The organism is Pseudarthrobacter sp. rb (genome assembly GCF_056389225.1).
Map to the genome: position 1 here is coordinate 47,010 of NZ_JBWJAR010000014.1, position 24,211 is coordinate 71,220.

Consider the following 24,211-nt stretch of genomic DNA (forward strand, 5'->3'; position numbering starts at 1 on the left):
GACACCCTCCATCGACTGCTCCGTAACCGCCCTTTTGAACCCTCAAAACGGCGGTTGCGGAGCAATCGTTTTTAAGAACCCCTTCGCCAGCCGGCCGCGGCCAAAGCAACAAGGACTTTGGCCGCGGCCGGTTTCGCATCGTTGACCATGTGGCGTTTGGAGATCCTGACCTCCGTCCACCCCAAGTCGGCGTACCGTTCAGAGCGCGCTATGTCCCTGGCGATCTGGCTGTCCTCGCCGTGGTGCTCGCCCTCGTACTCGATTCCGATCCTGTATTTGCGGTACGACAGGTCCGGCTCATGATGCCTGACGCCGTCCTCAGTAATGATCGGCACATTCAACTCCGGTTCGGGCAGGCCCGCGCGGACAATCGCGAGCCGGAGCATGGTTTCCTGGGCCGAATCCGATCCGACGCGGATGAGTTCCAGGGCCTCCTTGGCCTTCCGGAGTCCCCGCTTTCCCCGGTGCCTGTCAATCGTCCGCTGCAGATCCCACATGCTGCACAGCGGCATGCTTCGGCCCTCGAATTCGAGGCGCGGAACGCGAACGCAGGCATCCCCCATGGCCACGATTTCATCGATGGACAGCAGCTCCGCCATGTCGAGCCACGTCCGCTCCGGCGTTGTCACCGGAATCCCGTCCATCGTTGCGACTTCGTCCCCGTACAGCTTCATGCGGTGCACGATGACGTGGGGCCGGTCCAGGTGGGCTGCGCCCTCGGGACGGATGAGGTGGAAAGCGTCGAAGGCGTCGTCCCGGCGCCGCTGCGGCAGCGAATGAAGCTCCGCGGCCGTAACGTGCGAGGCAGCACACAGCTCGTTGACTTCGATGAAGGGCCGCACCCGCATGGCCAACGCAAGCTCCGCCGTCGGGCCGTCTGCTCTGATGCCCTTACCAAGCCTGCTGAGGGAACGATGCCTCAAGCGCTTGGCTGAGACCCCCGCCCTTGCCGCCTCAGCCGCAGTGAAGGGCCTGCCCTCAAGTACTTCAGGAAGCGGACGTGCAGTCTTCATTGCTACATCAGAGCAGAAGGAGCCGCATGTCCGCAGAAGTTATCCACATCCTCCATCGACTGCTCCGTAAACGCCCTTTTGAGGCGCCAAAAGGGCGTTTACTCAGCAATCGGCGGGGTCAGTCCTCGCTGTGGAGCTCGCGCTGGCGGGCGCTGAGCAGCTCGATCTCGGGCCGGCCGGCCACAAAGCGTTCGACGGCGGCAAGCACCTCCATGAGGTGTGGCCGGTCCGCTGCCACCAGGCCGACGCCGAGCTGCGTGCGCCGGTACTGGCTGTGATCCCCCACCTCGGCGACCGACACCTCAAAGCGGCGTTTGAGCTCGGCCAGGAGCGGTCTGACGACTGACCGTTTCTCCTTCAGGCTGTGCACGTCGCCAAGGAGGATGTCGAACTCGATCCAGCCAATCCACATGGCTCCGGACCTCCCCTAGTCGATGGTGAGCTCGCCCATCCGGTCCCAGCCATCGCCGTCGAGCTGCCGGCTGACGATCCTTGGCGTTTCGGCGAGGGCCTGCGGCATGTCCGCCATGGCCTTCTTGAAGTGGTCGCTGTTGACGTGGTCGCCGGCGGCGTCGTCCTTGAAGGCCTCCACCAGGACGTATTCGTTGGGGTCGTCCAGGCTGCGGGACCAGTCGAACCAGAGGTTGCCGGATTCCTTCCGGGTGGCTTCGGTGAAGTCCGCCACGAGGGCAGGCCAGCGCTCGGACCACTCGGGCTTGACCTTGAACTTGACGACAATAAAGATCACTGGGATTTTCCTTCCGCGGCGAGACTGCGTGCCCCTTCAATGTACCGGGAAGTAACGTAGCGCTGCGCCGCACGGGTGACCACGCCGCCGGCCGCGTAGAACCAGTTGGCAGGCCTGCTGAACGCCCGGATCCGCAGCCATACCTCCCCCTGGTTGTTAATCTCCACTTCAAAGGATTCTTCCCCGCGGGCAGGGTGTCCGGGCAGCGTCCCGTAGCCAAAACCCGCCGATTGCGGAACACCGTCCGGCGTCGGCTCATGGACCCACACCACCTGGCAGGGGGCCGGCAGGCGGAAGGGCCCGACGCCGAATCCGCTCACCACGCGTGCGCCGGGGACAGCCTTCGGCGAATCTGCGCGGACGCGCAGCCCCGCCCGCCGCTGCAGCTCCCAGGCGAGGATGCCGTTCGCCACGCGACGGTAAACGTCCAGTCCGGTCCCCAGCCGCGCCTCCTCCAGGACACGGCCGTACCCCTCGGGAGCGGTGCCTTGTTCCGTGCCTCCGACTCCCGGGTAGTCCAGCCTGGCCGCTGCTTTGTCAGTCAATGCTGCCTTCCTTCCCGGGGCGGGCCCACCCCAGTTGTTCCTGCTGCTTCCGACTCAAGCCTGACACCACAAGGTCGTAGGAGTCCTCCACCATGTCCCTGATCATCGTGTCCGGCAGCGAACCGTCAAGGCGGACACCATTCCAGTGGGCCTTGTTCATGTGCCACGCACCGGTAATCGCCGGGTGCACCGCCCGCAACTGAACCGCGAGCGCCGGTTCGCACTTCAGGTTCACGTAGAAGTCGTCCTCATCCATGGATGACAGGGCAAACAGCTTGGCCTCATGGCGGGCGCCGCCGGCAATGTGGGCCCGGACCTTGAAGACCGATGTTTCCGGTCCGAACGGAAAATCCTCGTAGGCTCCCGGAAACGAAAGGCAGATCGTCCGCAGCGCGTTTGGGTCCATGAAGGAAGCCTATAAAGCAGGCCTGCACGGTGCTAGTCTGCGAGGATGTCACGCGACCAGGGAGCCATACCTGTTCTGGATCTGAGTACCGCACGGCAGCCCTACGGGCCCTTCAGCCCGGAGTTCATCGAGCAGCTGCGGCATGCCACCCACGATGTGGGCTTTTTCCAAATCACCGGCTACGGGGGCCGCCCTGGCCAGGCAGAAGAGCTGCTGGACCTCCTCAGGCGCTTCTTCAGCCTGCCGCTTGAGGAACGGATGAAGCTGGACAACAGGCTGTCCCCGCACTTCCGCGGCTACACCCGGATGGGCACCGAAGTGACCCAGGGCCGGGCGGACGCCAGGGAGCAGATCGACTACTCCCCGGAACGTGAGCCGGTGAAGGACTATCCGGAGGACCAGCCCTTCTGGCTGCTGCAGGGGCCCAACCTCTGGCCGGACGAAGCGTTCCCCGGGCTTAGGCCTGCCGCCATGGAATGGGCCGAACTCATGTCGGAGGTAGGGATGGAGCTGCTGCGGGCCATCGCGGTGTCGCTGCAGCTGCCGGAGGACTACTTCGATGAACCGTTCCGGGACAGCCCGGCGTGGATGGGCAAGCTGGTGCACTACGTGGGCGGCGTGGTGGAAGCCGCCGGTGACCAGGGCGTCGGTTCGCACGCCGACTACGGGTTCGTGACCCTCCTGCTCCAGGACGGCGTGGGCGGCCTGGAGGTACTGCCGCCCGGCACCAGCCAGTGGTTGCCCGTGGAGCCCCTTCCGGGAGCCCTGGTGGTGAACCTTGGGGAGATGCTGGAAGTAGCCACGGAGGGATACCTCGCAGCCACCATCCACCGCGTCCAGGCCCCGCCGCCGGGTGTGGACCGCTACTCGGTACCGTTCTTCTGGTCGCCCCGGCTCGATGCAGTCATCGAACCGGTTCCGCTGGCTCCCGGGCTGAAGGCGGCGGCCCGCGGCATCACGGACGATCCCGCCAACCCGCTGCTGGCTTCCTTCGGCCTGAACATGCTCAAAGGCCGTATGCGCGCGCACCCTGACGTTACAGAGCGGCATTATCCCCACTTGATGCAGGGCCGCAGCTGATGAAGTGCCGGGGCCGCTGAAGCGCTACAGCTTGTACTTCCAGGCGAGCTGCGCCGGGCAGGCGTTCATCACCACATCGAGGCCGGCCGCCTCGGCGCGCTCCGCCGCCGCTTCATCGATGACGCCCAGCTGCAGCCACACCGCTTTGGCCCCCACGGCTATGGCCTGGTCAACCACGCTGCCCACCTTCTGCGAATTCACAAAGCAATCCACGACGTCGATGGGCTGCTTTTCCGCCGGGATGTCGGCCAGGGTTGGGTACCCGGTTTCGCCGTGGACAGCATCGCCGGGCAGGTTGACGGGAATGATGTCCATGCCAAGCTTGTCGCGGATAAAGAGCGAAACATCGTAGGCTGCGCGCCACTCATTGGTGGTGAGGCCGACGATGGCCCAGCGGCCCTTGGTTCGCATGAGGCGTTCAATGACTGCAGGATCGTTCGTGTGGCCCATGGGATCAGCCTACGCGCCATGCCCGGACTCGGGGAGCGTCGAATAAAAGAACGATCTCCACTCGCAGACGGCCGCGTGAACGAATATTACGCGGCCCACGCGAGAGTTTGCTCTCGCCGATTCATTGCTGTGTAGTGGTCTCTGACCATCCCGAGCGGCCGAGAGACCTGGATCGATGACGCCGCAGCAACCCTGGTCGCCGGACGCGCCCCAACGCCCCGGCGATAGCAAGGACCGCAGCCGCGGGTATCCGGAACTAACCACTCCGGACGGCTGGCTCCGTAGGGTGCTACTGCCAGGACCGATGGAGTGATCCTATGACCGCAGTTTTGTCGCCCCTGCCTGCCGGGGCGGGCACCGCCCACGCCCCAGCCCTTCCTGTGTCCTTCCGGGGCCTGCGCCGCACATTCGGTACCGGTTCCGCTGCCCACACCGTCCTCCGGGACGTCACCTTCGACGTGGCAGCGGGCGAGGTGCTGGCCATCCTGGGACCCTCCGGTTGCGGAAAGTCCACCCTCCTGCGCGCCACCGCCGGCCTGGATTATCCAAGCGCGGGGTCGGTGGTCATCGAGGACACCCCCGTGCACGGCATCGATCCCCGGTGCGCCTTTGCCTTCCAGGAGCCCCGGCTGCTTCCCTGGCACACCCTGCAGGCCAACGTCGCCATCGGACTGCCTGCCGGAACCAGCGCGAAAGAAGGCAAAGCCAAGGTGGCGCGGCTCCTGGAACTCGTAGGGCTCCAGGACTTCGCCAAACACCGTCCCCGTGAGGTGTCCGGCGGCATGGCACAGCGCACGTCGCTTGCCCGGGCCCTGGCCCGGAACCCCGGCGTCCTGCTGCTCGACGAACCCTTCGGCGCGCTGGACGCCCTCACCCGCATCAAGATGCAGGACCTGCTCCTGGACATCCACCGGGAAGAGCCCACCACCGTCCTGCTGGTGACCCATGACGTTGACGAAGCCCTTCAGCTCGCCGACCGCATCATCGTCCTTGGCCCTGATGCGGCAGGCCCAGGCGCCACCATCGTCAGGACCATCGAGGTGCCCGGCAGCCGGCCGCGCGAGCGTGCCTCCGCCGAACTCGCGCTCATGCGCAGTTCGCTGCTGGCGACGCTGGGCGTCGACGGGCACTAAGCGCCCCCTGACACCTCCGGGACCGCCACCCGCGCCGGTTGGCGCCTGCCGCCGTCGTACTTCACGCTCCCCTCCCCGGCACCCGGCCGCCCACCCCTTCTCCGCACCGTTCCATCACCCGCTTCCAAAGGAAACCCATGCCGCACGCATTGCCCATCACCCGCCGTTCAGTCCTTGGCGCAGCAGCCCTTGCTGCCTCCGCGGTCCTGGCACTCACCGGCTGCGTCGCCGGGGAAGGCTCCTCCGGCAGCGCGGCGGCGGCCGGCAGCAGCAAGGGCGGAACGCTCAACATCGACTTCGCCACCTACAACCCGCTGAGCCTGGTCATCAAGAAGCAGGGCTGGCTCGAGGCCAGCCTCAAGGACCAGGGCGTCACCGTGAACTGGGTGCAGTCCGCGGGCTCCAACAAAGCCAACGAAGCCCTCCGCTCCGGCGCCATCGACGTGGGTTCCACCGCCGGATCCGCAGCGCTGCTGGCCCGGGCCAACGGCTCGGAAATCAAGACCATCGACATCTATTCGCAGCCCGAGTGGGCGGCCCTGGTGGCACCCGCCGGCTCGGACATCACCTCCGTGGCCGACCTCAAGGGCAAGTCCGTGGCCGCCACCAAGGGCACCGACCCCTATTTCTTCCTGCTCCAGGCACTCGAGCAGGCCGGCCTCAAGCCCGGTGACGTGACCGTCCAGAACCTGCAGCACGCGGACGGCCGCACCGCCCTGGAAAACGGCTCGGTCCAGGCCTGGTCCGGGCTGGACCCCATCATGGCCGGGGCGGAGCAGAAGGGCGCCAAGCTGTTCTACCGCAACCTGGACTTCAACACCTACGGCTTCCTGAACGCCACCGAATCGTTCCTCAAGAACAAACCTGAGCTGGCCCAGGCCGTGGTGAACGCCTATGAAAAGGCGCGCGCCTGGGCGGCGCAGAACCCGGACCAGACCGCCCAGATCCTGGCCGACGTAGCCGGACTGGACCTCGCCGTGGCCAAGACCGTGGTCCTGGAGCGAAGCAACCTGGACGTGGACCCCGCGCCCGGTGACGCGCAGCGCAAAGTATTGGAGAAGATCGGCCCCACCTTCGTGGAAACAGGTGACGTCAAAACGCAGAAGCAGATTGACGACGCCGTGGGCTCCCTTCTCGACGACTCGCTGGTGAAGAAGGCTGATCCGTCAGCCATCAAGGCCTCCTGATGAGCTACCCAGGAGAGCCGAAGACCACCAGCGGCAGTGTTGCGGACGGGCGTGCTGCAGCCGCCGCCGCAACCGCGGCAGACGCCGCCCAGACGGGCGCCGCTACGGCATCCGCTCCGGCACCGGGATGGTCTCCCGCCGGAGTCCGTTCCAGGAACTGGGCGCGTCTGCCCCTTGGCCTCATCATTCCCGTTGCGCTGCTGGCAGCATGGCAGGTGGCCTCCACGAACGGTATGTTCACCGTGGTCCAGCTGCCTCCGCCCGCCATGGTGCTGGCTGCTGCCGGCGAGCTCGTGGAACGCGGCGAGCTGGGCACCCACATCGCCATCTCCACCCAGCGGGTCCTCATCGGGTTCCTGGTGGGAGCCGTCCTGGGCCTGGTCCTGGGCGCCACCGTGGGCCTGTCCAAACTGGCCGACGCCCTGCTGGCACCCACCATCGGCGCACTGCGCGCGGTGCCATCGCTCGCCTGGGTGCCGCTGCTGATCCTGTGGATGAAGATCGGCGAGGACTCCAAGGTCACCCTCATCATCATCGGCGCGTTCTTCCCGGTGTTCACCACCGTGTCCCTGGCGCTGCGCCACGTGGACCGGAACCTGGTGGAAGCCGCCCGCGCTTTCGGCCTGAAGGGGGTGCGGCTGCTGACCACCGTGCAGCTTCCCGCGGTGGTCCCCGCAGTGTTCTCGGGGCTGCGCCTGGCCCTGGCCCAGGCCTGGCTTTTCCTGGTGGCCGCTGAGCTGATCGCCTCCTCCATGGGCCTGGGCTTCCTGTTGATCGATTCGCAGAACAACGGCCGAACCGACCGTCTGCTCCTGGCCATCGTGATGCTGGCCGTTATTGGAAAAATTACCGATGCCCTGCTGGGCCTGGCTGAAAAATGGGCGGTGAAACGATGGGCGTGAGCACCACCGAGACGATGGACCTGAACGCGGGGGTGCACCCGGACAACGTTGCCTTCTGGGAGCAGCAGGCGCTGCGCCTGGACTGGGACACCCCGTGGCACACGGCGCACCGCTGGAATCCGGCGGACCGTGAAGCGGGCCGCGGGCCGGGCATCACCTGGTTTGAAGGCGGAAAGCTCAACGTGGCCGCCAACTGCGTGGACCGCCACGTCGCGGCCGGCCGCGGCGCCAAGGTGGCCCTCCACTTCGAAGGCGAGCCGGGCGACCGCAGGTCCATCACATACGCCGAACTCCAGCGCGAGGTGGCCAAGGCGGCCAATGCGCTCCTGGCCCTGGGCATCACCAAGGGCGACCGCGTAGTCATCTACCTCCCGGTCATCCCCGAGACGGTCATCATCACGCTGGCCGTGGCCCGCATCGGTGCCATCCATTCCCTGGTGTTCGGCGGGTTCTCCGCGGAAGCGCTGAAGTTCCGGGTGGAGGACACCGGCGCCAAGCTCCTGGTCACGACCGACGGCCAGTTCCGCCGCGGCGTGGCGGTTCCCGTGAAGGACAACGCGGACGCCGCCGTCGCCGGGGACAATGCCATCGAGCACGTCCTGGTGGTCAACCGCACCACCCCTGCCAACAACCTGGCTGCCGTCCCCATGACCGCAGGCCGCGATGTGTGGTGGCATGACGTCGTCGGAAGCGCCTCTGACGTCCACGAGCCGGAGGCGTTCGACGCCGAGACGCCGCTGTTCATCATGTACACGTCCGGGACCACCGGAAAGCCCAAGGGGCTGGTGCATACCTCCGGCGGCTACCTGACGCAGGCGTCCTGGAGCTTCGAGCACCTGTTCAGCAACCCGGATCCGGCCCTGCGCGACCAGGACGTGCACTGGTGCACCGCGGACCTCGCCTGGGTCACGGCGCACACCTACGAGATCTATGGCCCGCTGTCCAACGGGGTCACCCAGGTGATTTTCGAGGGCACGCCCAACACTCCGCATCCGGGCCGGCATTTTGAGGTCATCGAACGCTACGGCGTGACGCAGTACTACACGGCGCCCACCCTGGTCCGGTCCCTCATGGGCTGGTTCCCGGACGGCGTCCCGGCCACCTATGACCTGTCCTCCATCCGCCTGCTGGGGACTGTGGGAGAAGCGGTCAACCCGGAGGCCTGGCGCTGGCTGCGGGACAACGTGGGCGCCGGCACCGCACCGGTGGTGGACACGTGGTGGCAGTCCGAAACCGGCGCCACCATCCTCTCCCCCGCGCCGACGGACAGCAGCTTCAAGCCCGGCTGCGCGGCGCGTCCCCTGCCGGGAGTCAGCACCAGGATCGTTGACGACGCCGGCACAACAGTTGCGCCGGGCGTCCAGGGATACATCGTGGTTGACTCCCCCGGGCCCGCCATCGCCCGTACCGTCTGGGGCAACCCGCGCCGCTACTTCGACTCCTACTGGAGCAAGTACGCGGACCAGGGCTGGTTCCTCGCCGGCGACGGCGCCAAATACGATGCCGACGGCGACATCTGGATCCTGGGCCGCGTTGATGACACCCTGAACGTCTCCGGCCACCTGCTCTCCACCATCGAGATCGAGTCCGCGCTGGTGTCGCACCCCAACGTAGTGGAGGCCGGGGTCTGCCCAGTGGCGGACCCGAAGACCGGCCATGCGGTGGTTGCCTTCGTCGTGCTGAAGGCCGGGTCCCCGGCCGACTGTATCGACGAACTCCGGAACCACGTGGCCAAGGAGATCGGCCCCATCGCCAAGCCACGCGACGTCGTCGTGGTTCCCGATGTCCCCAAGACCCGCAGCGGCAAGATCATGCGCCGGCTGCTCACCCAGCTGTTCGAGGGAACTGCGCTGGGCGACACAACCTCCCTCCAGAACGAACCGGCCATCGCCGGTATCCAGGACGTCCTGCGCCAGCGGGCCCTACCGAAGGAAAATTCATGACCGAGATCAGCAACGTCGCACGACTCTCCGAACCGCTCAAGTTCGCCTACTGGGTGCCCAACGTCTCCGGCGGCCTGGTGGTATCCACCATCGAACAGCGCACCGGCTGGGACTTCGACTACAACAAAAAACTGGCGCGCATCGCCGAGGAGTCCGGCTTCGAATATGCCCTGACGCAGACGCGCTACGCCGCCTCCTACGGCGCGGACAAGCAGCACGAGGCGACGTCGTTCAGCCTGGCCCTGTTGGCCGCCACGGAGCGCCTCAAGGTGATTGCCGCTGTTCACCCCGGGATGTGGCACCCGGGCGTGCTGGCAAAGTACATCATCACCGCGGACCACATCTCCAATGGCCGCGCTGCCGTGAACATCGTCTCCGGCTGGCTGAAGAGCGAGTTCACCAACTTCGGCCTGGAGTGGCTGGAGCACGACGAGCGCTATGTCCGCACGGAGGAATTCATCAACGTCCTGCGCGGCCTGTGGACCGAAAAGGACTACAGCCAGTCCGGCAAGTACTACAACATCACCGACTTCACCCTGAACCCCGCCCCGGTGGACGTCCCCGGCCGCGCCCACCCCGAGATCTTCTTCGGTGGAAACTCGACGGCGGCCCAGGCCACCGCGGGCCGCGTGGCGGACTGGTACTTCTCCAACGGCAAGGACCTTGAGGGTTTCAAGGACAACATCGCCGGCGTCGTCGCCTCTGCCGGCGAGGCCCGCCGCGGCACTGCCGGCCAGTTGGCCGCTCCCCGTTTCGGGCTGAACGGCTTCGTCATTGCGCGCGACTCGGAGAAGGAGGCCCGGGACACCCTGCGCGAGATCGTGGAAAAGGCGCACAAGCCCGCCGTCCAGGGGTTCCGGGACGCGGTGCAGGAGGCCGGTGCCGCCACCAAGGACGGCAAGGGCATGTGGGCGGATTCCACGTTCGAGGACCTGATCCAGTACAACGACGGCTTCAAGACCCAGCTGATCGGCACCCCGGAGCAGATCGCCGAACGGATCGTCGAATACAAGAAGATCGGCGTGAACCTGTTCCTCACCTGCTACCTGCACTTCCAGGAGGAGGTGGCCGCATTCGGCCGGGACATCCTGCCGATCGTCCGGGAGCTTGAGGCGGACCTGGCCCGCAAGCACGGCACAGAGCTCGACCTCTCAACCACTCCCGCCGCCCAGGCAGTGGGTGTCTGATGGCTGAGCGTACTTTCGGTTTCCGCACCCGCGCCCTGCACGCCGGCGGCACCCCTGACGCCGAACACGGCGCCCGTGCCGTTCCCATCTACCAGACCACGTCCTTCGTCTTCAAAGACACCAACGACGCCGCCAACCTGTTCGCGCTGCAGAAGTACGGCAACATCTACTCCCGCATCGGCAACCCCACCGTTGCGGCGTTCGAGGAGCGTATCGCGTCCCTCGAGGGCGGCATCGGAGCGGTCGCGACGGCGTCGGGCATGGCAGCGGAGTTCATCACCTTCGCCGCCCTGACGCAGGCAGGCGACCACATCGTGGCAGCCTCCCAGCTGTACGGCGGCACGGTGACCCAGCTGGACGTGACCCTGCGCCGGTTCGGCGTGGACACCACGTTCGTGCCCGGAACCGACCCTGCCGACTACGCCGCGGCGGTCCGGGACAACACCAAGGCCATCTTCGTGGAGGTGGTGGCCAACCCGTCGTCGGAGGTCCAGGACCTGGCGGGGCTGGCAAAGGTGGCGCACGACGCCGGCATCCCCTTGGTGGTCGATGCCACCTTGAGCACGCCGTACCTGGTGCGGCCCATCGAGCACGGGGCGGATATCGTGATCCACTCCGCCACGAAGTTCCTGGGCGGCCACGGCACCACACTCGGTGGCGTGGTGGTGGAAAGCGGCCGGTTCAACTGGGGCAACGGCAAGTTCCCCACCATGACCGAGCCCGTGGCTTCCTACGGCAACGTCTCCTGGTGGGGCAACTTCGGTGAGTATGGCTTCCTCACCAAGCTGCGCAGCGAGCAGCTGCGCGACATCGGCCCGGCCCTCTCGCCGCAGTCGGCGTTCCAGCTGCTCCAGGGCGTCGAAACCCTGCCGCAGCGGCTGGACGAGCACCTGAAGAACGCGCGGGCTGTGGCCGAGTGGCTGGAAAACGATGACAGGGTGGCTTACGTCAACTACTCCGGGCTGCCCTCCCACCCGCACTACGACAGGGCACGGAAGTACTTGCCGCTGGGCCCCGGATCGGTCTTCTCCTTCGGGGTCAAGGGTGGGCGCGCCGCAGGACAGAAGTTCATCGAATCCCTGCAGCTGGCCTCCCACCTGGCCAACGTGGGTGACTCCCGGACCCTGGTGATCCACCCCGGCTCCACCACGCACCAGCAGCTCAGCGCAGCCCAGCTGGAATCCGCGGGCGTGCCGGAGGACCTGGTCCGCATCTCGGTGGGCCTCGAGGACATCGAGGACATCCTGTGGGACCTGGACCAGGCACTCACCGAGGCCTCCAACGCAGCGGCCCAGGACGCCGCCGTCCTGGAAGAACCCGCAGACGCCTGCACGATCGGAGCAAACGCATGAGTACCGCCGAACGTACCTGGTCCGGCCCGTCGGCAGCTGAGCGGCTGGCCCTGCTCCGGCAGGCGAAATCCATTGCCATTGTTGGAGCCTCTGACAAGCCGTCGCGGGCCAGCTACTTCGTGGCCACCTATCTGCTGTCCTCCACCCGCTACAAGGTGTACTTCGTGAACCCGGTGGTCAAGGAGATCCTGGGCCAGCCCGCGTATGCGTCCCTGGCGGACCTGCCGGAGAGCCCGGACATCGTTGACGTGTTCCGCAAGCACGACGACCTTCCGGGCGTCCTGGAAGAGGCCGTGGCCGCCGGCGCCAAAACACTCTGGCTGCAGCTGGGTTCCTGGCACGAAGGCGTCGCGGCAGGCGCGGAAGCCGCGGGGCTCAACGTGGTGATGGACCGCTGCGTGAAGATCGAGCACGCGCGCTTCCACGGTGGACTCCACCTGGCCGGCTTCGATACCGGCGTGATTTCCTCCAAGCGCCAGGTCATGGCCTGACCGGCGACTGAATAAGGCGACAGCGGGTCCGTCCGACGGGCCCGCTGTTGCTGTGTTTGGGCTATTTCGCCGGAGACGTGGGCTTGGGCCGGGTTCCCTGTCCTGCCGCCTGGGAGCCTGTTTGGCCCTGCGCCGGCGTTGCGTTGGCCGCGGAGCCCGCCGCCTTCTGTGCTTCCGCGGCTGCACCCCCGGCTGACGGCCCGGTGTTGGCCGCCGGGAGTCCGGCCTTCGCGGCCCCGGCAGCCCCTGGCTCCGCCGGCATCCCGCCCGTCGCAGCGCCGGGATTCTCTTTGCCCCTGCCGGTTCCATTGCCCTGCAAGAAAGTCCCGGGCGCCGCGGACGTGCACGCTTCGGCGCCGGCGCCGGCCTCGTGTTTGACCGGACCCACGCACGGCGGGAACCCAGTGTGCGCCCGTCCCGTGTGGCGGGAGGAGCCGGCAGGATCCCGAAGTAGGCTGGAGGAAAGATACGCGGCATCGGTGGCCGCACCCGGTGCCGGTGGGCCGGCAGCGGCAAGGTCCCCGTCGGAAGCCACGTGGGGGCCCCGGTAGCTGTAACCGGCTGCGGACGGTTCCCCGGCTGTACCTTTCCAGGGCGCCCAATCCTCCAGCAGGTGCTCCACGGGACTGGTCCCGGAAGTGCTGGAGCTGGCGGCTACCCCGCCCACGCCCAGCCCCATCCCGGCCACCAGCACCAGGCCCAGCGCGGTGGGGCGGTGCCGGCGGCGGCGGCGCGCCAGTTCGTCCCCAGGCTGCGCATCGGGCTGTCCACCGGGCTGTTCGGGTGCCTCTTCAGCTGCTTCCTCGCCCGGTTCCCCCGCCGGCTCCCCGGCCGGTGCCGGGCCTTCCAACGGTGAAGGTCCCCCGGCCGTAAGCAGTGCGGCAAGCTCACCGCTGGGTGCAGGCGCGGGCAGCGACGCCAGGGTGCCCAGCGACAGCAGGGCGTTGCGAAGGTCTGCATCCAGGTGGCAGCCGGCGTCCAGCAGCATGTCATCAACAAGGGCGGCGCGGTTTTCCGGGGCGGGTGTCATGGCGCGAGGTACTCCTTCACTGCGGCGAGTTCCCGGAGTTTCAACAATGCGCGCCGCTGAAGCTGTTTCACCGAACCAGCGCTCTTTTCCATGGCCTCCGCTGTCTGTTCCACCGTGAGGCCTCCTACCAGGCGCAGCGACAGCACGTCCCGCTGGTCCTGCGGCAGCCCGTCCAGCAGCCTAAGGACCTCCTGGGGCGACAGGCGCTGCAGGGCTTCCTTTTCCGCTGAGGTGTCTACCCGCTGGTCGAGCTCGGGCTCGAAAGGCAGCTTGACCGGGGTCCGGCTTTGCCGGCGGTGGTCATCCACCATGCGGGCGTGGGCGACGGAGAAGATAAAGGTCCTCAGGCCGGGTTCGCCGCCGTGCACGGTGTGGAGGCGGGGCAGCACGGAAAGGAACACTTCCTGCATGGCGGCCTCCGGATCCTCGACTCCCCGGGCTGTGAGGTAGCCCAGCACCTGTGATGCGTAGGTCTTGTAGACAAGGTTGAAGGCGGCAGTCCCGGAAAGCGGCTGGTCCGGAGCCTCGTCTGTCTGTGCATCGGTCACTGACGTGGTGCTTTCCGTCAAAGAAGGGTGTTGGCAAGGCGGGCGTTCAGTACATCCGGAACGCTGCCCTTACTTTACCCTCCGGTAACCACCCCGCCGGAACCGCCACGGCGCCGGAAACAGGGCCAGTGCCGGGCCAGGCGGTGCGGCCACCCTTGCGAAAAGACAAAAGAGCCGGCCTGGAACGTGATGGGGGACAGGTTCCAGACCGGCACTTCATAGGGGTAATCGCTGGGGCACCCCAAAGGGTTACGCGCTTTCAAAAAAACTTTTGAAAACTTTCTTCCCCGTCCGTCAGCGGGTTGCTGTCCTGGTCCACCGGGGGGCCGTGGCATGCCGGCGCGGCGTATTGGCCAGTGCAAAGGCGTGCCGCGTGGAGGGCGCGCGTTCCTCTCCGCACACGGGCACGACGGCGGCGGACAGCCCGGCCGGAACAGCGGCAGCAGCCGCAGCGGGTGCAGGCGCGGGACGGGCTACGGTTCCGGCGGGGCACAGGTCGGTGACCAGGCCGGTCCCGGCACATTCACGCACCGCGGCGATCCCTGCCGCCACAGCGGCTTTGTCCTCGAAGGGGCCGGAGACGGCGATAACGGCCCCGTCCGGAGCCAGGAGACGGAACCGGAAAAACGAATCAGCGTCGATGAATGCTTCAAATTTTCCGGCCATGACGATCCTTCCTTGGGCACCAGGTTGTACAGACGAGTCTGGCCGCGGCACCGGAAGCCTCACAAGACCGCGCGCGTTAAGCCTGTGTAAATTCGCTTTCCGCCAGCAAAAACAAGCGGCAGGCCACCTGCAAAAGGTGGCCTGCCGCCGTCGTAATCCCCACCCGCTCCCTAGCAGGCGGGGCCCACAAGTCAGTCGTTGATGAGGTCGTTCACCACGATGGTCTGGTCGCGGTCCGGGCCAACGCCGATGGCCGAGAACCGGGTTCCGGAGAGCTTCTCCAGGGCCAGCACATAGTTGCGGGCGTTCTCGGGAAGGTCCGCCAGCGTCCGGGCTCCCGTGATGTCCTCGTTCCAGCCATCGAAGTACTCGAAGATGGGTTTGGCGTGGTGGAACTCGGTTTGCGTCATGGGCATCTCGTCGTGGCGCACGCCGTCGACGTCGTAGGCCACGCACACCGGGATCTGCTCGATGCCGGTCAGGACGTCCAGCTTGGTGACGAAGTAGTCCGTGAAGCCGTTGACGCGGGAAGCGTGACGTGCCAGGACGGCGTCGTACCAGCCGCAGCGGCGCGGGCGGCCGGTGTTGACGCCGAATTCGCCGCCGGTCTTCTGCAGGTACATGCCCATCTCATCGAAAAGCTCCGTGGGGAACGGGCCGGCACCAACGCGGGTGGTGTAGGCCTTGATGATGCCGATGGAGCGGGAGATGCGGGTGGGCCCGATGCCGGAACCCACCGACGCGCCGCCGGCGGTCGGGTTGGAGGAGGTCACGAACGGGTAGGTGCCGTGGTCGACGTCCAGGAACGTTGCCTGGCCGCCCTCCATCAGGACTACCTTGCCCTCGTCCAGCGCGGAGTTCAGGACCAGGGTGCTGTCGATGACCAGGGGGCGGAGCCGCTCGGCGAAGGACAGGAAGTACTCCACGATCTCGTCCACCACAACGCTGCGGCGGTTGTAGACCTTGACCAGGAGTTCGTTCTTCTGGCGCAGCGAGCCTTCCACCTTCTGGCGGAGGATGGATTCGTCGAAGACGTCCTGGACGCGGATGCCCAGCCGTGCCACCTTGTCCATGTAGGCGGGGCCGATGCCGCGGCCGGTGGTGCCGATGGCGCGGCTGCCGAGGAAGCGTTCGGTCACCTTGTCCAGCACCTGGTGGTACGGGGCCACCAGGTGGGCGTTGGCGGAGACCCGCAGTTTTGAGGTGTCGGCGCCGCGCGCCTGGAGTCCGTCGATTTCTTGGAAGAGGGCCTCAAGGTTCACCACGCAGCCGTTGCCGATGATGGGAACAGCGTTGGGGCTGAGAATGCCGGCCGGCAGCAGCTTGAGTTCGTACTTTTCACCGCCTACGACGACGGTGTGCCCGGCGTTGTTGCCGCCGTTGGGCTTGACGACGTAGTCAACACGGCCGCCCAGCAGGTCGGTGGCCTTGCCTTTTCCTTCGTCGCCCCACTGGGCTCCTACGATCACAATTGCTGGCATGGGATCCTCCCCCATTCGTTCGGACTGCCCGGTCCTGCCACCAGGTGGCGGGCCCATGCAGCGCCGTTCATGAGAATGCCCCGAACATACCGGCCTTCGCACAGCCGCAGCACGGCGCAGCGAAGCAAGAGTTCCGGGGCTCTTACCACCCAAGTTTAGCCGATAGGGCACTTTGTCCACTGTTGTGGCCCGCCGCGGCCCTTTCTGCCAAAAGGCCGCGGCGGCCGGTGCCGTCTACTCGTCCTCAGCCTCCCCGGCGGGCCGGGACGTCTGTTCGGCGAGCGTGTTCCAGAAGGAGGTGTCGGCGTCGGCAATGGACCCGTCCGCGATGGCCGCGGCCGTGGAGGTCAGCGTGGTGACGGTCTGCTTGATCAGGTAGCCGTTGCTGCGCTGCCCGAGTGCATAGCCGTCCAAATAGTGGTCCGACATGCCGCGCATCTCGAAGAGCAGGGTGGCGATGCCGTACTCCACGGAGATGCCGTTGCGGCTGATGGTTTCGGTACTGCCGCCCTGGTACTTGCCCAGGTGTCCCCAGCCGGTGGAGTCGACGTTGTTGAAGACCACCGCGCCGAGCTGCTTGGATTTTTCGACGACGGCGGGGTCGGCGTTGGGGGTGGTGGGGTACAGGATGGAACCGGATACCAGCTTGCCGTCACGCTCCGCCCGGGTGCCCTGGTGGTGCAGGTCGATCATGTAGTCGATCCGGTATTTGCGCATGACGTTGTTGTGCAGCGCCTGGGTCTCCGGCTGGATCTTGGCCACATGGTCGCGGTTCAGGTCCACGCCCTCGGCGTTGTAGCGGGTGAGGTGGCGGTCCCCTTTGGCAAGGTAATTGTCCAGGGAGAAGTTCACGTCCCCCATGGCGCCGTCCGCATTGAGCATGGGCACCACCAGGATGTTCACACCTTTGAGGATGTCCGCGGATTTGCCGGTCGCCAGGTGCTTGATGAACTCCATGGCGCCCTCGGTGGTGAGCTGCTCGTTTCCATGCTGCTGGGTCAGGTACAGGATGGTGGGCTTGGCCGGGTCCGAAATGTACTTGACCAGGTGGATGTCGCGCCCCTTGATCGTCTGCCCGATGACCTCCAGCTCCATTGCCGGCTGGCGCGCGTCCTGGTCCTTCAGGAACGAGACCATCTGTTTGTACGTGGCGAGCTTGGACGTGGTGATCTGGCCGTTGCCGTCGTAGTTGGGGCCTTCGCCTACCGCGTGTGCCAGCGGGGCGGGTCCTGCGACGACGGCCAGCGCCAGGGCGCCGGAGACGGCGAAGGTCCCGAAATTTGCCAGGGATTTCTTCACAGTGCGTTACCTCTTTCGAGTGCATCGGGGTGCGCCGGCCAGCTCCGTCGCGGGCAGCGGCATGTGACCTCAGCCAACCAAGCTTAACGAAACCTGTCAATAACCTGAACAAAGGCTGTAAGCATGTTTTCGGCAGGGAAGCTTCAGACGCGACCTGTCGCGACATAAAGCGGAGCAGACTTGCCCCGGGGCAGGCCCATCTGGATTTATGTGAGAGTGAACCATCCGGAGCGGCCGAGAGACCTGGCTCGATGACGCCGCAGCAACCACGGTCCCGCAGGATTCCTGCCGGCCGAAGGTGCTACTGCCAGGACCGATGGAAAGGAAGATTCCAGCATGTCCCTGAACACCGACCACATCCGCGTCACCCACGCAGGATCGTTGCCCCGCACCCCGGAACTCATCGCGGCCAACGCCGCCAAGGAAACCGACGGCGTCACCCCTGAGTTCCTGGAACTCCTGGAGGCCTCCGTGGTGGAGGTGGTCCAGCGCCAGAAGGACCTCGGCATCGACATTCCCAACGACGGCGAATACGGGCACACGATGTCCAGTTCCGTGGACTACGGTGCCTGGTGGAACTACTCCTTCGCACGGCTGGGCGGCCTGGAGCCGACGAATGTGGACCGCTGGGCCGATGCGCAGGTGCACCGCTCTTCCCCCGGCAACATCGTCCTGACCTCCTTCCCGGACCGGCGGGACCGGCAGGCGTTCAACGAGGCCTACAACGATCCCTCGTCGGGCATCCTGTCCCACCGCAAGAGCGTCACGCAGCCCAAGATCGCCGGACCCCTGACCTACACGGGCCAGGACCTGGTGGCGTCGGACATCAGGAACCTGAAGACCGGCCTCGCCGCCGCCGGGTTGTCGGACGGCTTCGTAGCGTCCCTCTCCCCCGGCTCCTGCGCCCGTGTGGCCAACGAGTACTACACGTCGGATGAGGAACTCGTCTACGCGTGCGCGGATGCCATGCGGGAGGAATACAAGGCGATCATCGATGCCGGCCTCACGGTGCAGCTCGATGATCCGTCCCTGGCCGAGAGCTGGGACCAGATCAATCCCGAGCCATCCCTGGAGGACTACCTGAAGTTCATCCAACTGCGCGTCGAGGCCACCAACTGGGCCCTCCGCGACCTGCCCCAGGAACAGATCCGGCTGCACGTCTGCTGGGGTTCCTGGCACGGCCCGCACACCACGGACATCCCGTTCGCCGACATCATCGGCTCGGTGCTGCAGGTCAACGCCGGCGCTTACTCCTTCGAAGCGGCCAACGTCCGCCACGAACACGAATGGCGGGTATGGGAGGACACCAAGCTCCCCGAGGGCAAGGTGATCATCCCGGGCGTCGTCTCGCACGCCACCAATGTGGTGGAACACCCGGACCTGGTGGCAGACCGCATTGTCCGCTTTGCCGACGTCGTGGGCCGCGAGAATGTCATCGCCTCCACCGACTGCGGCCTGGGCGGCCGGGTCCACCCGCAGATCGCCTTCGCCAAGCTGGAGGCCCTCGGGGAGGGCGCCCGCCGGGCCACCAGCCGCCTCTGGTAGCTGCGGGAGGCGAAGCAAAAACCCGCCGGTTCCGTGCCCTGGCTGAATCAGGTGCACGGGACCGGCGTTTCGTTTCCCGGGGCTTGCTAAACTGGGTAAGGCCGACCAGGAATCGGCCCACCCCAATCAACCGCCGCTGATGTGTCGCGCCCCCGCGTGCCCATTTCCGTGGCGGCAGCAACGCCAATCCCCGCAGGAGAACCAGCACTTCATGACAGCCCTGGCACCCGAAACATTCCACGAACAGCTCATGAGCCGCCGCTACGACCCCAGCGTTGCTGCCGTTAACGAGCTGTGTGATTCCCTTCGGGAGACCAAGCCCGGAACCGTGGTCCCCTACGTGGATCCCATGCACGACGTGGAGGAATGCCGCATCATCAGCCTGTTCTCCAACATTGGCGAGGCGGACCCGTCCGGGTTCATCACCGCCGGGGACCAGGATGCCGCGACCCGCATGCTTGGCCTGCAGTGGAAGCTGGGCCTGCGCCCCGAGTACGTGATGCCGTGGAACGTCCACCCGTGGCACGTCCCCGGTGAGGCCAACGGAAAGTTCACTCCCGACCAGATCCAGGCAGGCCTGAAGCCGCTGCTGAAGTTCCTGGCACTGGTGCCCCGTGCCTCGGTCATCGTGGCGCACGGCACCGAGGCCAACCGCCTGGCCAACCTGCTGCTGAAGACCGAAGTGCCCCTGCTGTGGCGCCGCGGCCTGAAGACCTACAAGGTCAGGTCACTGAGCGGCCGCGCCTTCGCCGGTTCCCCGGCGCGCCAGGAGGAGTACCTCGAGGACATGCGTGCGGCCTACGCCGACGCCATGGCACGCACCGGAATCGCCAAGCCTTAAACGACCGACGGCGGGTGGTCACCTTTCCAGGAAAGGTAACCACCCGCCGTCGTCGTATCCAGGGGCCTCCGCCGCCGAGGGCTCAATGGCTCAGCGAAGCGAAGCCAGGGAGGCGTTAGGGAGTTACTTGCCCTCGATGGCTGCCTTCGCCGTGGGGTCCGAGTCGTTGAGGAACTTTTCGATCCGCTCCGGCTCGTCAGCCTCGCCGATGGCAGACGAAGCCCTGCCCAGGGAGTAGAGGGCCCGCAGGAATCCGCGGTTGGGCTCGTGCTCCCACGGGATGGGCCCGACGCCGCGCCAGCCGTTGCGGCGCAGCGAGTCCAGGCCGCGGTGGTAGCCGACGCGGGAGTAGGCGTAGGAGTCGATGACCCGGCCCTCCGCCCACGCCTCCTCGGCGAGCACGGCCCACAGCAGCGAGGACGTGGGGTGCTTGGCCACCAGGTCCAATGCCTCGTGACCGGCATCCAGCTGCCCGTACACCTCGGTTTCGGCAGGCAGGAGCGTGGGCTCCGGCCCCATCAGGTTCCGGCGGAACTCGTCCGACATCTAGAAGGTCTTTCCGGCCGAACCGAGCTGCTTGGTGGCTTCCACCACGCGGGCTGCCAGGCCGGCTTCGGCGGAGGCGCCCCAGACACGGGGGTCGTAGGTCTTCTTGTTGCCCACTTCGCCGTCGACCTTCAGGACGCCGTCGTAGTTCTTGAACATGTGGTCAGCCACCGGACGCGTGTAGGCGTACTGGGTGTCGGTGTCGATGTTCATCTTGATCACGCCGTAGGAGACGGCGTCAGCGATTTCCTGGTCGGAGGAGCCGGAGCCGCCGTGGAACACCAGGTCGAACGGGTTGTCCTTGCCGATCTTGGCACCCACCTGCGCCTGGATGTCCTTGAGGATCTCCGGGCGGAGCTTAACGCCGCCGGGCTTGTACACGCCGTGCACGTTGCCGAAGGTCAGGGCGGTGATGTAGCGGCCGTTTTCACCGGCGCCGAGGGCGTCGATGGTGGCGAGGGCGTCCTCCACCGTGGTGTAGAGCTTGTCGTTGATGGCGTTCTCCACGCCGTCTTCCTCGCCGCCGACCGTGCCGATCTCCACCTCGAGGATCATCTTGGCAGCGGCGGTGCGCTGGAGCAGGTCGCGGGCAATCTTCAGGTTCTCCTGCAGGGTCTCTGCCGAGCCGTCCCACATGTGGGAGTTGAACAGCGGGTTGCGGCCGGCCTTGACCTCAGCTTCGGAGGCCGCCAGCAGGGGCAGGACAAAACCGTCCAGCTTGTCCTTGGGGCAGTGGTCGGTGTGCAGGGCGATGTTCACGCCGTAGTTCTTGGCCACCTCGCGGGCAAAAGCCGCAAAGCCCAGGGAACCGGCAACCATGTCCTTGGTGGAGGCGCCGGACCAGTAGGCGGCACCGCCGGTGGAGACCTGCACGATGCCGTCGGACTCTGCCTCCGCGAAGCCGCGCAGTGCCGCGTTCAGCGTCTGCGAGGACGTGACGTTGACGGCCGGGAAGGCGAATCCGCCCGCCTTTGCGCGGTCGATCATCTCGGCGTAGATCTCTGGGGTTGCAATGGGCATGCTGGCTCCTCTGCTGAGTTTCGTCTGTGGGTGGATGACCCTCAAATAGACCGCTTACGGCTTGGCACCATCCTAGCCATTCCCGGGCCCGGAGTGCTCTGGGTTACGCCCCACCCGCACCCGCACCCTAGCCTCGCAAGCTCGGCCAGGGAACCCCGCGGGCGTGGGCCCGCCACCCGCAGGTCTGGGCTACACGTGCTGGTTGAAGACGTGCCGGCGGATCCAGGCGTGCATGGCAATAGCCGCGGCGGAGGCGGCGTTGATGGACCGGGTGGAGCCGAACTGCTCGATGGACAGGGTGGCGGCGGCGGCCTGGTGGACTTCCGGGGTCAGGCCCGGGCCCTCCTGCCCGAACACCAGCACGCAGTCGCGCGGCAGTTCGTACGTCTCCAGGGGCACCGAGTCCGGGAAGATGTCGATCCCGATGATCGCCAGCCCCTCCCCCTGCGCCCACTGGACGAAGTCCTCCACGGTGGGGTGGTGGCGGACGTGCTGGTAGCGGTCGGTGACCATGGCCCCGCGCCGGTTCCAACGCCGTCGACCGATGATGTGCACCTCCTTGGCGAGGAAGGCGTTGGCAGTACGAACCACGGTGCCAATGTTGAGATCGTGCTGCCAGTTTTCGATGGCCACGTGGAAATTGTGCCGCCGGGAGTCCAGCTCCGCCACGATCGCCTCGTGCTTCCAGTAGCGGTATTTGTCCAGGACGTTGCGCCGGTCGCCGTCCGCCAGCAGGTCAGGGTCCCAGTGGTCGCCTTCCGGCAGTTCCCCCTCCCAGGGCCCGACGCCGACCTCCGCCTTCGCGGGTTCGGCCTCCCCGGGCTGGTGGTCGGGTTCGTCTGTCATGCCGGGCGTTTGGTTCACCCTTCAACACTAGACTGGACTCTTCGGGCAAACATCACAGGCGGAGGCAGGGCATGGCAGACGAGGACCAGGTAGCAGGCAACCCGGCGGTATACCGGAGCGGCCAGGAGATTGAGTGCTGGCTGACGGACATGGACGGTGTCCTGGTGCATGAAAACCAGCCCATCCCCGGGGCGGCGGAGCTCATCCAGCGCTGGGTGGATACGTCCAGGCGCTTCCTGGTGTTGACCAACAACTCCATCTTCACGCCCCGCGACCTCGCCGCCCGCCTGCGCGCTTCCGGGCTGGAGATCCCCGAGGAGAACATCTGGACTTCCGCGCTGGCCACCGCCCAGTTCCTGAAGGACCAGGTGTCCGCGGGAGGATCGGAATCGGGCAACCGCGCCTACACCATCGGCGAGGCAGGGCTGACGACGGCGCTGCACGAGGCAGGCTTCATTCTCACCGACCAGAGCCCGGACTTCGTGGTGCTCGGCGAGACGCGGACGTACTCTTTCGAGGCAATCACCACGGCCATCCGCCTGATCCTCGCCGGTGCGCGGTTCATCGCCACCAACCCGGATGCCACCGGCCCCTCCAAGGATGGCCCCATGCCGGCCACAGGTGCCATCGCGGCCCTGATCACCAAGGCCACCGGCCGCGAACCGTACATTGTGGGCAAGCCGAACCCCATGATGTTCCGGTCGGCCATGAACCAGATCGATGCACACTCCGAGACCACCGCCATGATCGGTGACCGGATGGACACGGACATCATCGCCGGCATGGAGGCAGGCCTGCACACCGTCCTGGTCCTCAGCGGCATCACGCACAAGGACGACATCGCCGCGTACCCCTTCCGGCCCAACCAGGTGCTGAATTCCGTGGCGGACCTGAAAAACCAGATCTAGAAGATACTGACCCGGGAGCCGCCCCGGGGCAGGGGGAAGTACTCGTCCAGCAGTTCCGTGACCAGGGGCCGGTAGATCTGCGGGTTCCAGCCGGGGCTGGCGTGGGCGGGCGCCGCCCCCGTAGTCTGCAGGTTGCTGGAGACCATGTTGTCCTTGAACACCACCGCCCAGGTTTCGGCCGCGGTCTCATAGTCAACAGTCCCGTCTTTGCGGTTGCCGATGTAGGCCATCTTGGCCGTGCCGAGGTGGCCGGCGAACTGGCTTCCCTCGAAGTGGTAGATGTAGGCGGACTCCGTTTGGACCAGGACGTTGGACGGGGCAATGGGTGAGAGCTGCTCCAGCGTCTGGTTCAGGATCTGGCGCCAGCTCCGTTCGTCCTTGTGGATGATCCGCTCCCCCAGTTCATACCCGCCGCGCAGGGTGGAGGGGAACCTGACGCCGCTCTCGTAGAGGAACACCACGCCGTCGAACCAGCTTTGGTCCAGGACGTCGTGGGCGCTGTAGGGGCTGGAGTCCAGGAGAATGAACTGCACCTGGACGCCCTGCAGGGCCAGGAGCCGGGCTGCCACCTGGGTGGCGAGCATGCCGCCGAAACTGTGCCCGTAAAAGAAGAGCTTGGTGATCTTCTCAGCAGTGATGTAGTCGGTGATCGCGTTGACCACCTCGGTGATGTTCAGCCCCAGGTTGGAATATCCGACGGCGGCGAGCCGGGCGCGCTTGTTCAGTGCGCCCCTGAGCGTGTTCAGGATCCACTGCGCCTCTTCCCAGCTGGTCTTGTACCCGGGGAACAGGAACCAGCTGGCGTCCGGGTAGTAAACATCGGCGAAGCTATCCGCAACGGTCAGGATCCTGGTGCTCCGGCGCTGCGACTGCACTTCACGGGTCATCAGCATGTCCGCGGCCAGCAGCCCGGAGGCGCCGGCCCCTGCCAGGAACGCACGCCGCGAGAAGCGTTTGAGGGCAGCCGCTTCCGCCAGCAGCCGGGCATCGGAGACCCCGCGCCGGCTCTGTGGATTAACTTCCCCCTCATACGGCACACTCCTA

The 24,211-nt window shown here is 66.4% G+C and carries 26 protein-coding genes and 1 riboswitch; of the genes, 11 read left to right on the forward strand and 15 right to left on the reverse strand.

Features of this window, described 5'->3' with window-relative positions; translation table 11 throughout:
• Positions 1-71: 71 nt before the first annotated feature.
• The 5 genes from ACWRN3_RS17005 to ACWRN3_RS17025 form a co-directional block, all read right to left on the reverse strand.
• Entirely contained in the window at positions 72-923 is an 852-nt protein-coding gene (locus tag ACWRN3_RS17005; RefSeq protein ID WP_476741365.1) for a hypothetical protein, read from the reverse strand.
• Positions 924-1,131: 208 nt separating this feature from the next.
• Positions 1,132-1,425: a DUF503 domain-containing protein gene (locus ACWRN3_RS17010; protein WP_159633515.1), complete on the reverse strand. Its 294-nt coding sequence runs from the start codon at positions 1,423-1,425 to the stop codon at positions 1,132-1,134.
• A 15-nt stretch (positions 1,426-1,440) separates the two neighbouring features.
• Positions 1,441-1,761, reverse strand: coding sequence for a putative quinol monooxygenase (locus ACWRN3_RS17015; RefSeq protein WP_255174324.1), 321 nt, complete (start codon positions 1,759-1,761; stop codon positions 1,441-1,443).
• Positions 1,758-2,306: a DUF1990 family protein gene (locus tag ACWRN3_RS17020; RefSeq protein WP_476741366.1), complete on the reverse strand. Its 549-nt coding sequence runs from the start codon at positions 2,304-2,306 to the stop codon at positions 1,758-1,760. Before ACWRN3_RS17020 ends, ACWRN3_RS17015 begins: the two co-directional genes overlap by 4 nt.
• Complete coding sequence (locus ACWRN3_RS17025) at positions 2,299-2,712, reverse strand: MmcQ/YjbR family DNA-binding protein (RefSeq protein ID WP_476741367.1); 414 nt, start codon at positions 2,710-2,712, stop codon at positions 2,299-2,301. The genes ACWRN3_RS17020 and ACWRN3_RS17025 overlap by 8 nt, the downstream gene beginning before the upstream one ends.
• 45 nt (positions 2,713-2,757) lie before the next feature.
• On the opposite strand from ACWRN3_RS17025, the gene ACWRN3_RS17030 reads away from it, so the two are divergent.
• Positions 2,758-3,792 carry an isopenicillin N synthase family dioxygenase gene (locus ACWRN3_RS17030; protein WP_476741368.1) on the forward strand — a complete coding sequence of 345 codons (1,035 nt, stop codon included), beginning with the start codon at positions 2,758-2,760 and terminating at the stop codon, positions 3,790-3,792.
• 24 nt (positions 3,793-3,816) lie between these two features.
• On the opposite strand, the gene ACWRN3_RS17035 is transcribed toward ACWRN3_RS17030, so the two are convergent.
• Positions 3,817-4,242, reverse strand: a complete 426-nt coding sequence (locus tag ACWRN3_RS17035; RefSeq protein WP_255174320.1) for a CoA-binding protein — start codon at positions 4,240-4,242, stop codon at positions 3,817-3,819.
• 317 nt (positions 4,243-4,559) lie between these two features.
• On the opposite strand from ACWRN3_RS17035, the gene ACWRN3_RS17040 reads away from it, so the two are divergent.
• The 7 genes from ACWRN3_RS17040 (at position 4,560) to ACWRN3_RS17070 (ending at position 12,437) form a co-directional block, all read left to right on the forward strand.
• A complete protein-coding gene (locus tag ACWRN3_RS17040) occupies positions 4,560-5,375 on the forward strand; it encodes an ABC transporter ATP-binding protein (protein WP_324644015.1) in 816 nt (271 codons plus the stop codon).
• Positions 5,376-5,512: 137 nt separating this feature from the next.
• On the forward strand, positions 5,513-6,562 hold the full coding sequence (locus ACWRN3_RS17045; protein WP_476741369.1) for an aliphatic sulfonate ABC transporter substrate-binding protein: 1,050 nt from the start codon (positions 5,513-5,515) through the stop codon (positions 6,560-6,562).
• The gene (locus ACWRN3_RS17050) at positions 6,562-7,464 is read left to right on the forward strand and encodes an ABC transporter permease (protein ID WP_255174317.1); all 903 of its coding nucleotides are present in this window, start codon (positions 6,562-6,564) and stop codon (positions 7,462-7,464) included. The genes ACWRN3_RS17045 and ACWRN3_RS17050 overlap by 1 nt, the downstream gene beginning before the upstream one ends.
• Positions 7,455-9,407 carry an acetate--CoA ligase gene (acs, locus tag ACWRN3_RS17055; protein ID WP_476741401.1) on the forward strand — a complete coding sequence of 651 codons (1,953 nt, stop codon included), beginning with the start codon at positions 7,455-7,457 and terminating at the stop codon, positions 9,405-9,407. Before ACWRN3_RS17050 ends, acs begins: the two co-directional genes overlap by 10 nt.
• The gene (gene sfnG, locus ACWRN3_RS17060; protein WP_324644012.1) at positions 9,404-10,594 is read left to right on the forward strand and encodes a dimethylsulfone monooxygenase SfnG; all 1,191 of its coding nucleotides are present in this window, start codon (positions 9,404-9,406) and stop codon (positions 10,592-10,594) included. The genes acs and sfnG overlap by 4 nt, the downstream gene beginning before the upstream one ends.
• Positions 10,594-11,946 carry an O-acetylhomoserine aminocarboxypropyltransferase/cysteine synthase family protein gene (locus ACWRN3_RS17065; protein ID WP_476741370.1) on the forward strand — a complete coding sequence of 451 codons (1,353 nt, stop codon included), beginning with the start codon at positions 10,594-10,596 and terminating at the stop codon, positions 11,944-11,946. The genes sfnG and ACWRN3_RS17065 overlap by 1 nt, the downstream gene beginning before the upstream one ends.
• Positions 11,943-12,437, forward strand: coding sequence for a CoA-binding protein (locus ACWRN3_RS17070; RefSeq protein ID WP_476741371.1), 495 nt, complete (start codon positions 11,943-11,945; stop codon positions 12,435-12,437). The genes ACWRN3_RS17065 and ACWRN3_RS17070 overlap by 4 nt, the downstream gene beginning before the upstream one ends.
• A 61-nt stretch (positions 12,438-12,498) precedes the next feature.
• Here ACWRN3_RS17070 and ACWRN3_RS17075 read toward each other — a convergent pair whose 3' ends face one another.
• From ACWRN3_RS17075 to ACWRN3_RS17095, 5 genes are all read right to left on the reverse strand, one after another.
• Positions 12,499-13,467, reverse strand: a complete 969-nt coding sequence (locus ACWRN3_RS17075; protein ID WP_476741372.1) for a hypothetical protein — start codon at positions 13,465-13,467, stop codon at positions 12,499-12,501.
• Positions 13,464-14,015, reverse strand: a complete 552-nt coding sequence (locus ACWRN3_RS17080) for an RNA polymerase sigma factor (protein WP_255174312.1) — start codon at positions 14,013-14,015, stop codon at positions 13,464-13,466. Before ACWRN3_RS17080 ends, ACWRN3_RS17075 begins: the two co-directional genes overlap by 4 nt.
• A 294-nt stretch (positions 14,016-14,309) precedes the next feature.
• A complete protein-coding gene (locus tag ACWRN3_RS17085; RefSeq protein WP_476741373.1) occupies positions 14,310-14,681 on the reverse strand; it encodes a YegP family protein in 372 nt (123 codons plus the stop codon).
• A 191-nt stretch (positions 14,682-14,872) separates the two neighbouring features.
• The gene (locus ACWRN3_RS17090) at positions 14,873-16,162 is read right to left on the reverse strand and encodes an adenylosuccinate synthase (protein ID WP_476741374.1); all 1,290 of its coding nucleotides are present in this window, start codon (positions 16,160-16,162) and stop codon (positions 14,873-14,875) included.
• 234 nt (positions 16,163-16,396) lie between these two features.
• Positions 16,397-17,461, reverse strand: coding sequence for a M14 family zinc carboxypeptidase (locus tag ACWRN3_RS17095; RefSeq protein WP_476741375.1), 1,065 nt, complete (start codon positions 17,459-17,461; stop codon positions 16,397-16,399).
• Between the two features lie 218 nt (positions 17,462-17,679).
• Positions 17,680-17,784: riboswitch (SAM riboswitch) on the forward strand.
• Between the two features lie 13 nt (positions 17,785-17,797).
• Here ACWRN3_RS17095 and ACWRN3_RS17100 point away from each other — a divergent pair.
• On the forward strand, positions 17,798-19,006 hold the full coding sequence (locus ACWRN3_RS17100) for a cobalamin-independent methionine synthase II family protein (protein ID WP_476741376.1): 1,209 nt from the start codon (positions 17,798-17,800) through the stop codon (positions 19,004-19,006).
• Positions 19,007-19,217: 211 nt separating this feature from the next.
• Complete coding sequence (locus ACWRN3_RS17105) at positions 19,218-19,847, forward strand: uracil-DNA glycosylase family protein (RefSeq protein ID WP_476741377.1); 630 nt, start codon at positions 19,218-19,220, stop codon at positions 19,845-19,847.
• Positions 19,848-19,970: 123 nt separating this feature from the next.
• Here the strand turns inward: ACWRN3_RS17105 and ACWRN3_RS17110 are convergent, their stop codons facing one another.
• The 3 genes from ACWRN3_RS17110 to ACWRN3_RS17120 all read right to left on the reverse strand — a co-directional run bounded on the left by ACWRN3_RS17110 (position 19,971) and on the right by ACWRN3_RS17120 (position 22,259).
• Positions 19,971-20,393 (reverse strand): DUF3151 domain-containing protein, encoded by a 423-nt coding sequence (locus ACWRN3_RS17110; RefSeq protein WP_255174307.1) that lies wholly within the window; start codon positions 20,391-20,393, stop codon positions 19,971-19,973.
• The gene (fbaA, locus tag ACWRN3_RS17115) at positions 20,394-21,413 is read right to left on the reverse strand and encodes a class II fructose-bisphosphate aldolase (protein WP_476741378.1); all 1,020 of its coding nucleotides are present in this window, start codon (positions 21,411-21,413) and stop codon (positions 20,394-20,396) included. It lies immediately after the preceding gene.
• A 189-nt stretch (positions 21,414-21,602) separates the two neighbouring features.
• On the reverse strand, positions 21,603-22,259 hold the full coding sequence (locus tag ACWRN3_RS17120) for a TrmH family RNA methyltransferase (protein WP_210411303.1): 657 nt from the start codon (positions 22,257-22,259) through the stop codon (positions 21,603-21,605).
• Between the two features lie 71 nt (positions 22,260-22,330).
• Here ACWRN3_RS17120 and ACWRN3_RS17125 point away from each other — a divergent pair, with 71 nt between their 5' ends.
• A complete protein-coding gene (locus tag ACWRN3_RS17125) occupies positions 22,331-23,167 on the forward strand; it encodes an HAD-IIA family hydrolase (RefSeq protein WP_255174305.1) in 837 nt (278 codons plus the stop codon).
• Here ACWRN3_RS17125 and ACWRN3_RS17130 read toward each other — a convergent pair.
• Entirely contained in the window at positions 23,164-24,204 is a 1,041-nt protein-coding gene (locus tag ACWRN3_RS17130; protein ID WP_476741379.1) for a thioesterase domain-containing protein, read from the reverse strand. The two genes, ACWRN3_RS17125 and ACWRN3_RS17130, sit on opposite strands and share 4 nt — an antisense overlap.
• Between the last annotated feature and the right edge of the window lie 7 nt (positions 24,205-24,211).

Coding starts and splice junctions, on each gene's coding strand:
- ACWRN3_RS17010 (WP_159633515.1), bottom strand. CDS start 1,425: ATGTGGATTGGCTGGATCGAGTTCGACATCCTCCTTGGCGACGTGCAC.
- ACWRN3_RS17025 (WP_476741367.1), bottom strand. CDS start 2,712: ATGGACCCAAACGCGCTGCGGACGATCTGCCTTTCGTTTCCGGGAGCC.
- ACWRN3_RS17030 (WP_476741368.1), top strand. CDS start 2,758: ATGTCACGCGACCAGGGAGCCATACCTGTTCTGGATCTGAGTACCGCA.
- ACWRN3_RS17035 (WP_255174320.1), bottom strand. CDS start 4,242: ATGGGCCACACGAACGATCCTGCAGTCATTGAACGCCTCATGCGAACC.
- ACWRN3_RS17040 (WP_324644015.1), top strand. CDS start 4,560: ATGACCGCAGTTTTGTCGCCCCTGCCTGCCGGGGCGGGCACCGCCCAC.
- ACWRN3_RS17045 (WP_476741369.1), top strand. CDS start 5,513: ATGCCGCACGCATTGCCCATCACCCGCCGTTCAGTCCTTGGCGCAGCA.
- ACWRN3_RS17050 (WP_255174317.1), top strand. CDS start 6,562: ATGAGCTACCCAGGAGAGCCGAAGACCACCAGCGGCAGTGTTGCGGAC.
- acs (WP_476741401.1), top strand. CDS start 7,455: ATGGGCGTGAGCACCACCGAGACGATGGACCTGAACGCGGGGGTGCAC.
- sfnG (WP_324644012.1), top strand. CDS start 9,404: ATGACCGAGATCAGCAACGTCGCACGACTCTCCGAACCGCTCAAGTTC.
- ACWRN3_RS17065 (WP_476741370.1), top strand. CDS start 10,594: ATGGCTGAGCGTACTTTCGGTTTCCGCACCCGCGCCCTGCACGCCGGC.
- ACWRN3_RS17070 (WP_476741371.1), top strand. CDS start 11,943: ATGAGTACCGCCGAACGTACCTGGTCCGGCCCGTCGGCAGCTGAGCGG.
- ACWRN3_RS17075 (WP_476741372.1), bottom strand. CDS start 13,467: ATGACACCCGCCCCGGAAAACCGCGCCGCCCTTGTTGATGACATGCTG.
- ACWRN3_RS17085 (WP_476741373.1), bottom strand. CDS start 14,681: ATGGCCGGAAAATTTGAAGCATTCATCGACGCTGATTCGTTTTTCCGG.
- ACWRN3_RS17090 (WP_476741374.1), bottom strand. CDS start 16,162: ATGCCAGCAATTGTGATCGTAGGAGCCCAGTGGGGCGACGAAGGAAAA.
- ACWRN3_RS17100 (WP_476741376.1), top strand. CDS start 17,798: ATGTCCCTGAACACCGACCACATCCGCGTCACCCACGCAGGATCGTTG.
- ACWRN3_RS17105 (WP_476741377.1), top strand. CDS start 19,218: ATGACAGCCCTGGCACCCGAAACATTCCACGAACAGCTCATGAGCCGC.
- ACWRN3_RS17110 (WP_255174307.1), bottom strand. CDS start 20,393: ATGTCGGACGAGTTCCGCCGGAACCTGATGGGGCCGGAGCCCACGCTC.
- fbaA (WP_476741378.1), bottom strand. CDS start 21,413: ATGCCCATTGCAACCCCAGAGATCTACGCCGAGATGATCGACCGCGCA.
- ACWRN3_RS17120 (WP_210411303.1), bottom strand. CDS start 22,259: ATGACAGACGAACCCGACCACCAGCCCGGGGAGGCCGAACCCGCGAAG.
- ACWRN3_RS17125 (WP_255174305.1), top strand. CDS start 22,331: ATGGCAGACGAGGACCAGGTAGCAGGCAACCCGGCGGTATACCGGAGC.